The 12,957-nt window shown below is 63.2% G+C and carries 12 protein-coding genes, 1 tRNA gene, 1 pseudogene and 2 riboswitches; of the genes and pseudogenes, 5 read left to right on the top strand and 9 right to left on the bottom strand.

What is annotated here, in order from left to right; genetic code table 11:
- Nucleotides 1–30 precede the first annotated feature (30 nt).
- Nucleotides 31–106: transfer RNA gene (locus tag KDD17_RS14130), tRNA-Lys, on the bottom strand.
- A gap of 96 nt (nucleotides 107–202) precedes the next feature.
- Between KDD17_RS14130 and dapF the strand changes: the two genes are divergently transcribed.
- Both dapF and mtaB read left to right on the top strand, forming a co-directional pair.
- Nucleotides 203–1,045: a diaminopimelate epimerase gene (dapF, locus tag KDD17_RS14135; RefSeq protein ID WP_254796800.1), complete on the top strand. Its 843-nt coding sequence runs from the start codon at nucleotides 203–205 to the stop codon at nucleotides 1,043–1,045.
- Nucleotides 1,042–2,301 carry a tRNA (N(6)-L-threonylcarbamoyladenosine(37)-C(2))-methylthiotransferase MtaB gene (gene mtaB / locus KDD17_RS14140; RefSeq protein WP_212704250.1) on the top strand — a complete coding sequence of 420 codons (1,260 nt, stop codon included), beginning with the start codon at nucleotides 1,042–1,044 and terminating at the stop codon, nucleotides 2,299–2,301. Before dapF ends, mtaB begins: the two co-directional genes overlap by 4 nt.
- A gap of 70 nt (nucleotides 2,302–2,371) precedes the next feature.
- Here mtaB and KDD17_RS14145 read toward each other — a convergent pair whose 3' ends face one another.
- The 5 genes from KDD17_RS14145 to KDD17_RS14165 form a co-directional block, all read right to left on the bottom strand.
- Nucleotides 2,372–3,157, bottom strand: coding sequence for a cytochrome c1 (locus tag KDD17_RS14145; RefSeq protein ID WP_212704251.1), 786 nt, complete (start codon nucleotides 3,155–3,157; stop codon nucleotides 2,372–2,374).
- Nucleotides 3,158–3,163: 6 nt separating this feature from the next.
- Entirely contained in the window at nucleotides 3,164–4,507 is a 1,344-nt protein-coding gene (locus KDD17_RS14150; protein WP_212704252.1) for a cytochrome b, read from the bottom strand.
- Nucleotides 4,508–4,519: 12 nt separating this feature from the next.
- Nucleotides 4,520–5,080 carry a ubiquinol-cytochrome c reductase iron-sulfur subunit gene (gene petA, locus KDD17_RS14155; RefSeq protein ID WP_212704253.1) on the bottom strand — a complete coding sequence of 187 codons (561 nt, stop codon included), beginning with the start codon at nucleotides 5,078–5,080 and terminating at the stop codon, nucleotides 4,520–4,522.
- Nucleotides 5,081–5,260: 180 nt separating this feature from the next.
- A complete protein-coding gene (locus KDD17_RS14160) occupies nucleotides 5,261–5,872 on the bottom strand; it encodes a glutathione S-transferase (protein ID WP_212704254.1) in 612 nt (203 codons plus the stop codon).
- 56 nt (nucleotides 5,873–5,928) lie between these two features.
- Complete coding sequence (locus tag KDD17_RS14165) at nucleotides 5,929–6,549, bottom strand: FMN-binding negative transcriptional regulator (protein ID WP_212704255.1); 621 nt, start codon at nucleotides 6,547–6,549, stop codon at nucleotides 5,929–5,931.
- Between the two features lie 71 nt (nucleotides 6,550–6,620).
- A riboswitch (FMN riboswitch) is annotated at nucleotides 6,621–6,782 on the top strand.
- Nucleotides 6,783–6,835: 53 nt separating this feature from the next.
- On the opposite strand from KDD17_RS14165, the gene KDD17_RS14170 reads away from it, so the two are divergent.
- Nucleotides 6,836–7,297: a 6,7-dimethyl-8-ribityllumazine synthase gene (locus KDD17_RS14170; protein ID WP_212704256.1), complete on the top strand. Its 462-nt coding sequence runs from the start codon at nucleotides 6,836–6,838 to the stop codon at nucleotides 7,295–7,297.
- Between the two features lie 52 nt (nucleotides 7,298–7,349).
- Here the strand turns inward: KDD17_RS14170 and KDD17_RS14175 are convergent.
- From KDD17_RS14175 to thiB, 3 genes and pseudogenes are all read right to left on the bottom strand, one after another.
- Nucleotides 7,350–8,041 (bottom strand): annotated as a pseudogene (locus KDD17_RS14175) (thiamine ABC transporter ATP-binding protein).
- Nucleotides 8,028–9,590, bottom strand: coding sequence for a thiamine/thiamine pyrophosphate ABC transporter permease ThiP (locus tag KDD17_RS14180; RefSeq protein ID WP_212704257.1), 1,563 nt, complete (start codon nucleotides 9,588–9,590; stop codon nucleotides 8,028–8,030). The pseudogene KDD17_RS14175 and the gene KDD17_RS14180 overlap by 14 nt, the downstream one beginning before the upstream one ends.
- Nucleotides 9,566–10,567 (bottom strand): thiamine ABC transporter substrate binding subunit, encoded by a 1,002-nt coding sequence (thiB, locus tag KDD17_RS14185; RefSeq protein WP_212704258.1) that lies wholly within the window; start codon nucleotides 10,565–10,567, stop codon nucleotides 9,566–9,568. Before thiB ends, KDD17_RS14180 begins: the two co-directional genes overlap by 25 nt.
- A gap of 34 nt (nucleotides 10,568–10,601) precedes the next feature.
- A riboswitch (TPP riboswitch) is annotated at nucleotides 10,602–10,701 on the bottom strand.
- A gap of 91 nt (nucleotides 10,702–10,792) precedes the next feature.
- Between thiB and aroC the strand changes: the two genes are divergently transcribed.
- Together aroC and KDD17_RS14195 are read left to right on the top strand one after the other, a co-directional pair.
- Nucleotides 10,793–11,896 carry a chorismate synthase gene (gene aroC, locus KDD17_RS14190; protein WP_212704259.1) on the top strand — a complete coding sequence of 368 codons (1,104 nt, stop codon included), beginning with the start codon at nucleotides 10,793–10,795 and terminating at the stop codon, nucleotides 11,894–11,896.
- A gap of 79 nt (nucleotides 11,897–11,975) precedes the next feature.
- Complete coding sequence (locus KDD17_RS14195; protein ID WP_212704260.1) at nucleotides 11,976–12,956, top strand: DMT family transporter; 981 nt, start codon at nucleotides 11,976–11,978, stop codon at nucleotides 12,954–12,956.
- Nucleotide 12,957 lies beyond the last annotated feature (1 nt).

The following is a 12,957-nucleotide window of genomic DNA, read 5'->3' on the forward strand; positions in this document are numbered from 1 at the left end:
AACCGGCAGTACGATGTATTGGAGAAAAAGTGGTGAGCCCTGCAGGATTCGAACCTGCGACCCACTGATTAAAAGTCAGTTGCTCTACCAACTGAGCTAAGGGCCCACTGACGCGCTGTTTAGAAATCTCCCCCGGCAGGGTCAACCCCATAACGGCACTTATCCCGTCTCGGCGCTGGAATAAGCGCCGCGTGGCGTCTATATGCGCCCCATGACCGCGACTCCCGCAACAGATCTGCCCTTCATGAAGATGCACGGGCTTGGCAACGACTTTGTCGTTGTGGACGCGCGCGCGCAGGATGTGCCGCTTTCCCAAGGGCTTGTGCGCGCAATCGCCCATCGCCAGATGGGAATCGGCTTTGACCAGCTTGCTGTGATTTCCCGGGGTGCGGGGGACGCGCATCTGACATTTTTCAACGCTGATGGCAGCACCTCGGCGGCATGCGGCAATGCGACGCGATGCATCGCGCGCCACTTGATGACCGAGAGCGGTCGCGATGCGCTGCACCTCACCACCGACCGGGGCGACCTGTTTGCCCGCGACGCCGGGGGCGAGCTGACATCCGTGAACATGGGCGCGCCGCAGACCGATTGGCACGAGATACCGCTGGCGCAGGAGATGGACAGCCTGCATTTGCCCATCGACGGCGACCCCGTCGGCACCGGCATGGGTAACCCGCATTGCACCTTCTTTGTGGCGGATGCAGAGGCCGTCGATCTGGCCGCTTTCGGAGCGGTACATGAGCACCATCCGCTTTTCCCCGAGCGCACGAATGTGCAGGTCGCACAGGTGATCGGGACCGATCATATCCGCATGCGGGTCTGGGAGCGCGGTGTGGGGGTGACATTGGCGTCCGGTTCCTCCTCCTGCGCAACAGCGGTGGCTGCCGCACGCCGGGGGCTTACCGGACACGCCGTGCGCATCGACCTCGACGGTGGCACGATTCACATCGACTGGCGCGAGGACGGCGTGTGGATGACGGGGCCCACGATGCACGTTGCCTCTGGCTGTTTCACCGCAGAATTTCTGGCGAGCTGCGGATGAGCGCGCCGGTCTTTTCAAACCACGGCTGCCGCCTGAACCAATATGAACTGGAGGCGATGAAAGAGCTGGCCGGTGACGCGGGCCTGCGCGACGCCGTGGTCGTCAACACCTGCGCCGTGACCGCAGAGGCCGTGCGCAAGGCGCGGCAGGACATCCGCAAGCTGCGCCGCGCTAATCCCAACGCGCGCCTCATCGTCACCGGCTGCGCCGCGCAAACCGAACCCGCGACCTTCACCGAAATGGACGAAGTCGATGCCGTCATTGGCAACACCGAAAAGATGCAGCCCGATACCTGGCGCGGCCTCGCGGCGGATTTTATCGGCGAAACCGAGGCGCTGCAGGTGGACGACATCATGTCGGTCGAGGAAACCGCCGGGCATCTCATCGACGGCTTTGGCACCCGCAGCCGGGCCTATGTTCAGGTACAGAACGGCTGCGATCACCGCTGCACCTTCTGCATCATCCCCTACGGGCGCGGCAATTCCCGCTCGGTCCCCGCGGGTGTCGTGGTCGAGCAGATAAAGCGGCTCGTCGGCAAGGGGTTCAATGAGGTGGTTCTAACCGGCGTTGATCTGACCTCCTGGGGTGCCGATCTGCCCGCATCGCCGAAACTTGGCGACCTGGTCATGCGGATCCTGCGGCTGGTGCCCGATCTGCCGCGCCTGCGCATCAGCTCGATCGACAGTATCGAGGTCGACGACAACCTGATGCAGGCCATCGCGACCGAACCGCGTTTGATGCCGCATCTGCATCTCTCGCTTCAGCACGGCGACGATATGATCCTTAAACGGATGAAACGCCGACATCTGCGCGGCGACGCGATTGCCTTTTGCCACGAGGCCCGGCGCCTGCGCCCCGACATGACGTTCGGCGCCGACATCATCGCAGGCTTTCCAACCGAGACGGACGGGCATTTTGGCAATTCGCTCAGGCTGGTGGAGGAATGCGACCTGACGTGGCTGCACGTCTTTCCCTACTCGAAACGCGAGGGCACACCGGCGGCAAAGATCCCTTCACAGGTTCCGGGGCCGGTGATCAAGGCCCGCGCGGCACAGCTGCGCGCGGCGGGTGAAGCACAGGTTGCACGCCATCTAAACGCCCAGATCGGGCGCACGCACAGCGTCCTGATGGAGAGCCCCACGATGGGGCGCACCGAACATTTTGCCGAAGTGAATTTCGCGACCCCGCGACAGGAGGGCAGCTTGCAGACCGTCACCATAGCGTCAGTCACCGCCGGTCGGCTGAACGTCGAATAATCCGACCCCGGAAACGCAAAACGCCCGCAACCGATCAGGCTGCGGGCGTTTTTATTGGCTCAAACGACGCTTAGTCTTTCTTTTTCACCGACGCCCAGAGACGCTTGTTGGTGAGGTACAAAAGAACCGACAGCAGCGTCAGGAAGATCACACCGGCGAAACCGGCCTGCTTGCGGGCGCCGAGTTTGGGCTCCGCTGTCCACATCAGGAACGCAGCGACGTCTTCCGACAATGCCACTTCGGTATTTGCGGAACCGTCCTGAAACTCGACCGCTTCATCATACAGAGGCGGCGCCATGGCGATCCAGCCGCCTGGGTAGTATTTGTTCTCGTAGAGCGTCACACCGGCTTGTGTCTTCTCTTCGCCGGTGTAGCCGTGCAGCAGGGCGGCGATATACTCAGGCCCGCCCATGCCCTTGAAGAACTGGTTGATGCCCAGACCGTAAGGCCCGTGGAAACCAGCCCGCGCTTTTGCCATCAACGACAGGTCTGGCGCGTTTTCCAGATTGGAGCCGGGAAAATGATCCGTCGGCAGCGCCGTGCGGAAATCGTCCAGCTCCGGATCGAACACTTCGTATTGCTCCGCGTATGCGATCATCTGCTCTTCGGGCAGATTGGGGCCGGTTTCATCCGCCAATGTGCGGAGCGGCACATAACGCAGACCGTGGCAGGCAGAGCAAACCTCGGTGTAGATCTGCAAACCGCGTTGCAGCTGGTTCACGTCATATGCGCCGAACGGACCGTCGAAGGAGAAGTCGATATTCTCGACCGGTGCGCCCGCTTCGCCCGCCGCATAGGCCGCTGGCGCGCCAAGCGCCAGCAGTGCAGAGAGGAGTGTTGCTTTGATCTTGGTCATGTCGGTTTACTCCGCCGGGTTCACGATGGTTGTCGTGCCACCGGTTTTGGATGCGTAGTTCTTGGCAAAGTCTTCTTCGATGGTATCGGGCTGCTCAAGCGGCTTTTCGATCACACCGAGAAGGGGCAGGATCACCAGGAAGTAGATGAACCAGTAGGATGCCGCGATCAACGCGATGGTGTTATAGGGCTCCTCGGCCGGCATCGCACCCACCCACATCAGGACAAAGAAGTCCACGACAAGCAGGGCAAACCACCATTTGAACATCGGACGGTAACGGCCCGAGCGCACGCGCGATGTGTCGAGCCATGGCACAGCCGCCATCACCGCAATCGCACCGAACATCGCCAGTACCCCGAAGAAGTCGGATTTGATGATCCCGCCCGAGATGAAATCAGCGAACATCACGATCCAGACGTCAGGCGTGAAGGCCCGCAGGATCGCGTAGAATGGCAGGAAGTACCATTCGGGCACGATGTGTGCCGGTGTCGCCAGCGCGTTCGCCTCGATGTAGTTGTCGGGGTGGCCGAGATAGTTCGGCATGAAGCCAACCACCGCAAAGAAGCCGACCATGATGACCGCCAGCGCGAACAGATCCTTGATCACGAAATAGGGCCAGAAGGGCAGCGTGTCTTTCTCTGCTTCCTCCTTCGACGTTCGACGCACGGGCACCCCGGTGGGGTTGTTGTTGCCTGTGGTGTGGAAGGCCCAGATGTGCAGGATCACAAGACCCGCAATCACAAACGGCAGCAGATAGTGCAGCGAGAAGAAGCGGTTGAGCGTGGCGTTGTCCACGGCAGGACCGCCCAGCAGGAGCGTCTGCAGCGCTTCACCCACGAAAGGTACGGCACCGAAGAGACCGGTGATCACGGTCGCGCCCCAGAAGGACATCTGGCCCCATGGCAGGACGTAGCCCATGAATGCCGTCGCCATCATCAGAAGATAGATGATCATGCCGATGATCCACGTGATCTCACGCGGGGCCTTGTACGATCCGTAGTAGAGACCGCGGAAGATATGCGCATAGACCGCGATAAAGAACAACGAAGCGCCGTTCATGTGCATGTACCGCAGCATATAGCCGCCGTTCACGTTTCGCATGATGTGCTCGATCGAGGCGAACGCCTCGTCGACATGCGCGGTGTAGTGCATGGCCAGCACGATGCCGGTCACGATCTGCAGCGCCAGACAGAATGTCAGCACGATGCCCCAGATCCACATCCAGTTGAGGTTCTTGGGCGTCGGGATCATCAGCGTGTCATACGCGAGACCCACGATGGGAAGGCGGGAGTGCAGCCACTTCTCACCTTTTGACTTTGGCTCGTAGTGGTCGTGAGGAATTCCAGACATAGGTACTATCCTTTAACCGAGTTGAAGTGTTGCTTCGTCAAGGAACTGCGCAGGCGGAACAGGCAGGTTTGACGGGGCGGGGCCGCGACGGATCCGTCCGGCAGTATCATAGTGTGACCCGTGGCAAGGGCAGAACCAGCCGCCGAAATCGCCTGCATCGCCCAGCGGCACGCAGCCGAGGTGCGTACACACACCCATCATCACCAGCCATTCGCCCGCCTCGTCCAGTGTGCGATTTTCGTCCGCAGCCGTCGCTTCCGCGCCGAGGTTTTCGTTTTCGGCGCTCTGATCGGGCAGATCCGACAGGGCGACCTCGCGGGCCGCAGCGATTTCTTCTTCCGTGCGACGACGGATGAACACGGGCTTGCCCAACCATTTGACGGTCAGTTGCGAGCCGGGCTCAACCCCGCTCACGTCCACGCGGATCGACGACAGCGCGCGCACATCCGCCGACGGGTTCATCTGGTTGACCAGGGGCCAGACCGCAGCACCGACTGCGACGGCACCCGTGCCTGCGGTCGCATAATAGAGAAAGTCTCTCCGGCTACCTGCGCTATCATCTGTTTGTGACACGTGGATATCTCCGATTTGGGTCGCCGGGCGACCAACAGGAATTAAGACGCACCTGTCCCGGCGCATCCGTTCTTGCAGCGGTATCTAGCTTGGCCGTGCTGACACGTCCAGATGGTTTAGCTGCGCAAACCGTCGCAGTTTGCGGATTTCCCTCAGCATTTAGGGCAGCTTTGATCGGTTTCAGGCCGCAGGGGGCGTTGTCGACTGCATCCACTCGCGCGATTCGAAATCCCTGAACCAGCCAGACAACCCGTCATTGCCGCTGCGCCAGTCCCGCTCGCCATGCCGAAAATCGACGTAGGCCAGCGCGCAGCCGACCGCGATCTGCCCCATGTCGAGCGGTCCTTGCAGATGGCTCATCCACCGGGTGTTGAGCGCTGCTGCCCCGCGCGCAATCTTGTCCCATTGGCCCTCGACCCATTCCGGCATGCGCTTGTCTTCCGGGCGCAGGCGCGTCTCGTAGGTCATCAACAAAGCCGCATCGAGGATCCCGTCCGCCGTCGCCTCCAGCGTCAGTGTATCCCAGCGCCGTGCCCCCTGCGGATACAGCCGCCCTCCCGCGCGGTCGTCGAGATAGGCGGTGATGACGCGGCTGTCATAAAGGGTCGGGCCATCGGGCCGCTCCAGCGCGGGCACCTTTGCCAACGGGTTCTTCGCCAGAAGCCCCGCGTCCGCAGCAATTGGCGTCGTCGCAGTATTGACCAGTTCAACCGCATCGCGCTGTCCGGTTTCCTCAAGCAGAATCATCACCTTGCGCACGTAGGGTGACGTGGGCGCATAATAGAGCTTCATAATTGTCTCCCGTGTTTCTCTGGGAGTGTTCCCGCAAAGGACGCTCTGCGCAAGGGTCAGCGGTGATCGAGATCACGCATCGCCCGCGCCAGCGCCGCCACCTCGGTGCCAAAACCGTTTGCGGCCATCTCATCCGCCGCCCGTGCGCGGACATCGTCGGGTTTGTTCTGGCCCAACTTCCACGTGCCATCAATCCCGGTCACGTCAAATCGGATCGGGACGATCTGGCGCATCATCCGCTCCAACACCTCCGGCGTCATCTTGTCGGTCGTCCATGCAGGCTTGGGCGCCAGTTGCGCCTCGTACCACGCCGACTGGCGATCCAGCATCGCCCGCATCTCGTCCTGCGGCAGCCGGGTCAGCGTGCCGGTCAGTTCAACGGCAATGTAGTTCCACGTCGGCACCTGATCCGCCACGCCGTACCAGTCGGGCGAGACGTAGCTATCCCCTCCCGTCACGGCGATCCGGGCGGGCACGGTTTCGGACAGCCGCGCAATCGGGTTCGAGCGGACGAGGTGGATGTCTGCGACAGCGCCCTCCGCATCCAGCGCAAAGGGTACATGGCTGACCAACGGCGGGCCCTCTTGGCCCACAACCAGCGTGCCAAACCCTCGCAACCGGGCAAACGCCACATTGCGCGCCGTTTCGGCATCGTGAAAAACCGGATTTGGATGCATTAACCCGCCCCCCTGCGCGCGAAATACGCTACGTCAACTCTTGCCGTGCAGGCCGGACGCTGACAAGCAGGGATCATTCTCAGGGCGGGGTGAAATTCCCCACCGGCGGTAGGGGGCCATCGCGCCCCAAGCCCGCGAGCGCAACGCGCCTACCCACGGGAAAGGCGCTTGGACAAGCAGATCCGGTCAAAATCCGGAGCCGACGGTCATAGTCCGGATGAAAGAGAATGCAGACCGGCCACCCTGTTTCGCAGGGAGCAACGGTGTGTGATCGCCTTGGGTGCACGTGTCGAAACCAAAAGGAGATCACCATGACCACGACACCAGACACCCCCGTTTCGCCTTTATCAAAGCGCGCTGGCACGCCGATATCGTCGACCGCGCCCATGAGGGCTTTGCCGAGCTGACGTCGGCCCATCCTACGGATGTCTTCGAAGTGCCCGGCGCGTTCGAAATGCCGCTCAGAGCGCAACAGCTCGCGCACACCGGCAGGTACAGCGCCGTTATCTGTGCGGCCTTTGTGGTGGACGGCGGGATCTACCGGCATGATTTTGTCGCGCAAGCCGTCGTCGACGGGCTGATGCGCGTGGGCCTCGATACAGGCGTACCGGTTCTGTCGGTTTCGCTTACGCCGCATCACTATCAAGAAACAGACCATCATAATGCGATCTACCGCGCGCATTTTGTCGAAAAGGGCCGCGAGGCCGCACGCGCGGCACTATCGTTGATCGAGACGCCCGCCACGTAATCGTTTTCTTTGAAAGAAAACGGCCGGAATTTTTCAAAAATTCCGATACGCTTCAGCCAAGGTAGGCGCGCAACTCCGGTGGTGGATCCTGCATCAGGGCTGCCGCCGGCCGCGGTGCCTGCGCATGCCCCCCTCGACAAAGATGACCTCATCCGCGATGCGCCGCACGTCATCGGGCGTGTGCGTCACCATGACCAGCGCCGCGCCCAGCTCCTCAACCAACGCCGCCACCAGGTCGAGCATTTCAAAGCGCAGCGCGGGACCAAGTGCGGCGAACGGCTCATCCAGCAACACCAAAGGCTGGGCCTGCAACAACACCCGCGCCAGCGCCGCGCGGCTTTGCTGCCCCCCCGACAGCTGGCCCGGCCGCTTGTGGCCCTGGTCCGACAGGCCCACGCGGTCCAGCGCCTGCGCCACCCGCTCCCGCTCTGCCACCGTCAGGCGCAGATCCGGGCGCAGCCCCAATCCAGCATTCTGCATGACCGTAAGATGCGGAAACAAGTTGTTGTCCTGAAACAGCATCGTCACGGGCCGCGCACCCGCCGCTGCGTTCGAGATATCTTTACCAGCGTACGCAATCCGGCCCGCACGCAGATCCACGAAACCCGCAATCGCCCCTAATAGGGTCGATTTTCCCGCCCCCGACGGCCCGATCACTGCGTATTTCCGCCCGTGTTCCAGCGTCAGGTCGGCGCGCATCTCAAACCCGCCCTGGCCGATCACCGCCTCTTCAAGCTTCAGCACGCCAGCGCCCTCCCTTGTCGCACAGCCAGAACACTCCAAGGCTCAGCGCCAGCAGCAGCAACGCCGCCCCCGCAGCGGCCTCCATCCGGTATGCGCCCATCAGCCGGTACATCTGCAACGGCAGCGTTACCCGCTCGGGATCGGCAAACAGCGCGATCACCCCCAGATCGCCCATTGACAGCGCGCCCGTCAGGCCCGCCGCAAACCCGATCTGCGCGCGCAGGCGCGGCAGCAGCACGATCCGCCAAAAGCGCCAACCGCGCAGCCGCAGGCTCGCGCTCAACCGCCCGTAGGTCGCGACCGTGTCACGCATCGGCGGCACCAGCGTGCGCAATGCAAATGGCAGCGCCATCATCGCGTTCACGGCAATCGTGACAGGCAGGGCAAAATCGAACGGATCCGCAACCGGGTTGATCAGGATGAACCACCCTGTTCCGATCATCAGCGGCGAGGCCGACAGGCCCAGCAGCCCGACAGCTTCGGTCCCGCCACCGCGCCGGATCGCGATCCATCCCGCCATCGGCAGGGCGAGCGCCAGCATCACAACGATACTTGCCCCCGCTACAGCGATAGATACCCCCGCGGCGTACCAGACCGATCCAGGCATCTGCGGCAGGCCAACAGCGCCCCGCAGGATCACTGCCGTCAAGGGCAGCAACAAGAACGTCGCCGCCAATGCGATGACACCCGTATCCAGCACCCGTCGTCCGCGCCCGCCCGCGTCCCAGCGCATCACCGCACGATCCAACCCGCCGCCGACGCTGATCTGCGGCACGAACTGCAACGCCAGCAGCGACAGCCCACCGGCCAGAACCAGCTGCACCACCGACAAAAGCGCGGCCCGGCCGAGGTCGAAATCAAACCGGAACGCCTGATAGATCGCCAGCTCAACCGTGGTAGCACGGGGTCCGCCCCCCAAGGTCAGCGCGACCGCAAAACTTGTCAGGCAAATGGCAAAGATCAGCGCCGCGACCCCCGGCACCACCTGTGCCAGCATCGGCAGCTCCACCGCGCGAAACATGGCACGCGGCGTCAGACGCAGTTGCGCGCCCAGCCGAAACCGCTCTGCCGGGATTTGCTGCCAGCCCTGCAGCAACAGCCGCGTGGCCAGCGGCAGGTTAAAGAACACGTGCGCCAGAACCACGCCATGAAATCCGTAGATAGACACTTGCGGCAGACCGACAGCGTCCAGCGCGTCATTGGCCCAGCCGTTCCTGCCAAAAACAGTCAGCAGCCCCAGCACCGCGACAATCACCGGCAGAATAAACGGCGCGCCCAAAAGCGTCACCAACGCAGCCCGCCCGACAAAGCGTCGGCGCGCCAGCGCACGCGCCACGGGTATGGCGAGGATGACAGACAGCAGCGCCGAAACCGCCGCCTGCGACACCGTAAACCGAATCGCCGCCCAATCGGCGGCAGACAGCCGCAGACCTGCGACCAGATCGGCGCGGCTCAGCACCGCGCCGAGGGCTGCGAGGATCAGGACCACCACGCATGTGGCCGCCCCGATCCCCGCGACCGGGCTTATTGCGACAGCGCGTTGAGCCATTCGTCCAACGCCTCTGCGCGGATGGCGGGCACCTCATCGGCGGGGGTCAAAAGGGCCTTTTCCGGCGTTGTCAGTGTTTCGAACCCTGCGGGCAGGCCGCCTTCGGGGATCACCGCCGGGTACATCCAGTTGGTCGTGGGCAGGATTGCCTGCGCCGCGTCGGAGACCATGAAGTTCAGGAATTCAGCCGCCAGTTCGGGCGTGTCGGACCCCGCCAGCGCGCCCGCCACTTCAATCTGCATGTAGTGCCCTTCATCAAAGGCGGCGGCGGCCTTGCTGTCATCCTCTTCGGCGATCAGGTGATAGGCCGGCGAGGTGGTATAGCTCAGCACCATATCCGCTTCCCCTTCGAGGAACAGACCGTAGGCCTCTGACCAGCCCTTTGTCACGGTGACGACGTTATCGGCCATCGCCTCCCAGATCGCAGGGGCCTCGTCGCCGTAGGCGGCCTTGACCCACATCAGCAGACCCAGACCGGGCGTGGAGGAGCGCGGATCCTGAATGACGATCTTCAGATCGCTCTCGCCAAGCGCCTTGAAATTTGCGGGGGCATCGAGATCCTTGTTGTGCACAAAGGCGAAGTAGCCCCAATCGTAGGGGGCGAATACCGTGTCGGTCCATTCGATCGGCAGATCGTAATCGGCGCTCACCGGCGTCTCGGCAAACAGGCCGGTTTCCTTGGCCGCGGCGATCAGCGAGGTGTCGAGCCCCATGACCACATCCGCGTCGGAGCGTTCGCCCTCCAGCTTGAGCCGCGCCAGCAGCGCGGCACCGTCGCCCAGCCCCACGAGGTTGAGATCGCACTCGCAGACCGCCTCGAACGCCTTTTCGATCTGCGGGCCGGGGCCCCAATCGCTGACAAAGCTGTCGTAGGTATAGACCGTCAGTTCGGGCGTCTGCGCCGTGGCCGAGGGGACAAGGAATGTTGTGGCGGCAGTCGCGCCCAGTGTTGCAGCAGCAAAAGTGAGATACTTCATGGCATCCTCCAAATTGCGGCGTCAGAAACGTTTGGATGGATGTCCAGACCTTCCCTCCGCCGGTGTTAACCGGTTCAGGTTCAACGGGTCAGCTTTCGCAATCTCAGCGCCGTGGCGCCCCCCGAGGTACGTCAACAGCTAGGGCACCGCGCGCGCGCTGGCAACCCAAATCCCCTTGAGCGCCCGGCGCCGCGCGGGTAAGCCAAGCGCAAAGGAGCGCCCGTCATGTCGATCAACAGCTTTGGCCATCTCTTCCGCGTCACCACATGGGGCGAAAGCCACGGGCCCGCCATTGGTGCGACGGTCGACGGCTGCCCGCCCGGCGTGCCGGTCGACGCGGCGATGATCCAGCACTGGCTCGACAAGCGTAAACCGGGCCAGAACAAATACACTACCCAGCGGCGCGAAGCGGACGAGGTGCGCATCCTGTCGGGCGTGTTCGAAGGGGTGACCACCGGCACGCCGGTGCAGCTGATGATCGAAAACACCGATCAACGCTCCAAAGACTACGGCGATATCAAGGATAAATTCCGGCCTGGCCACGCCGATATCACGTATTTCCAGAAATACGGCGTGCGCGATTATCGCGGCGGCGGGCGTTCCTCCGCGCGCGAAACCGCGTCACGGGTGGCGGCGGGGGGTCTCGCGCGCGAAGCGATCAAGGCGATAGCCCCGGACGTTCAGATCACCGGCTACATGGTGCAGATGGGCGAACACGGCATCGACCGTGCGGCGTTTGACTGGGACCAGATCGCGCAAAACCCGTTTTGGGTGCCGGACGCGGGGGCGGCAGGCATCTGGGCCGACTATCTCGACGGGTTGCGCAAATCCGGCTCCTCCGTGGGCGCGATCATCGAGGTCACGGCGCGCGGCGTGCCCGCAGGCATCGGCGCGCCGGTCTACGGCAAGCTCGACACCGATCTGGCCGCCGCGATGATGAGCATCAATGCCGTCAAAGGCGTCGAGATCGGCGAAGGCATGTCCGCCGCGATGCTGACCGGCGAGGCCAACGCCGACGAGATCTTCATGGGCGCGGACGGGCAGCCGCGCTATTCCTCGAACCACGCGGGCGGCATCCTTGGCGGGATCAGCACCGGGCAGGACATCGTGCTGCGCTTTGCGGTCAAACCCACGTCGAGCATCCTGACCACGCGGGCCACGATCACCAAGTCGGGTGAGCAGACCGAGATCATCACCAAGGGCCGCCACGATCCCTGCGTCGGCATCCGCGCCGTGCCGGTGGGCGAGGCGATGATGGCCTGCGTGATCCTCGACCACCTGCTGCTGCACCGTGGCCAAGTGGGCGAAAATCGCGGCACCATCGGCTGAACTGCCCGGAAAATTCGAATTTTCCGGCTACTGCCGCACCGCCTTGCACTTCGCCGGACAAAGGCGCAAGACGGGGGCCATGGTGCAGATCTCCACCCACCACCGTCCGGGCCTTGCGATCACGCTCAGGCTTGCGGCGATCTTTCTGTTCATGTGCATGGCCGCGCTGATCAAGGTTGCGACGGCGACCGTGCCCGCAGGACAGGCGGTTTTCTTCCGCTCCTTCTTTGCCTTTCCGGTAATCCTGCTGTGGCTCTGGCAGCAGCATGATTTGCGCACCGGCCTGATCCCGCACAATCTGATGGGCCATATCTGGCGCGGGCTTTTTGGCACCATGGCGATGGGGCTGACGTTCAGCGCGCTGGGGCTGCTGCCGCTGCCCGAGGTGACCGCCATCGGCTACGCCACGCCCCTGTTCACCGTCATCTTTGCAGCACTCTTTCTGGGGGAGCGTGTGCGCCTCTTTCGACTGTCTGCCGTCGGGCTGGGCCTGATCGGTGTGATGATCGTCATGGCGCCTCGCCTGACGGCGACGGGGGCCGATACACTGACCGCGGCGGCGACCCTCGGCGCCGTGTTTGCGCTGGCCGCCGCGATCCTGCGCGCACTGGTGCAGATCCACGTGCGCCGGTTGGTGCAGACCGAACATACCGCCGCCATCGTATTCTACTTCTCGCTCACGGCCACACTGCTCGCTGCCTGTACCTGGCCGCTTGGCGCACTCACGGGATGGCCCGCGCTGGAATGGGTCACGCCGGGGTGGGACATCGCCGGGCTGATGATCGCCGCTGGTCTCGTGGGCGGCGTGGCGCAGATCATCGTCACCTCGTCGTTCCGCTTTGGACCCGCCGCCATGCTCGCCCCATTCGACTACGTCTCGATGATCTACGCGAGCCTTATCGGCTGGGTCGTCTTTTCCGAACTGCCGACGCTGACGATCCTCGCAGGCTCCGCCTTGGTAATCTTTGGCGGTATCCTCATCATCTGGCGCGAGCGCCAATTGGGACTGGACAGGACCAAGTCGAAAGAGAATGTTCCGCCCCAAAGCACCCCAAGCTAGG

Source organism: Sulfitobacter albidus (assembly GCF_018200035.1).
Classification (GTDB): domain Bacteria; phylum Pseudomonadota; class Alphaproteobacteria; order Rhodobacterales; family Rhodobacteraceae; genus Sulfitobacter; species Sulfitobacter albidus.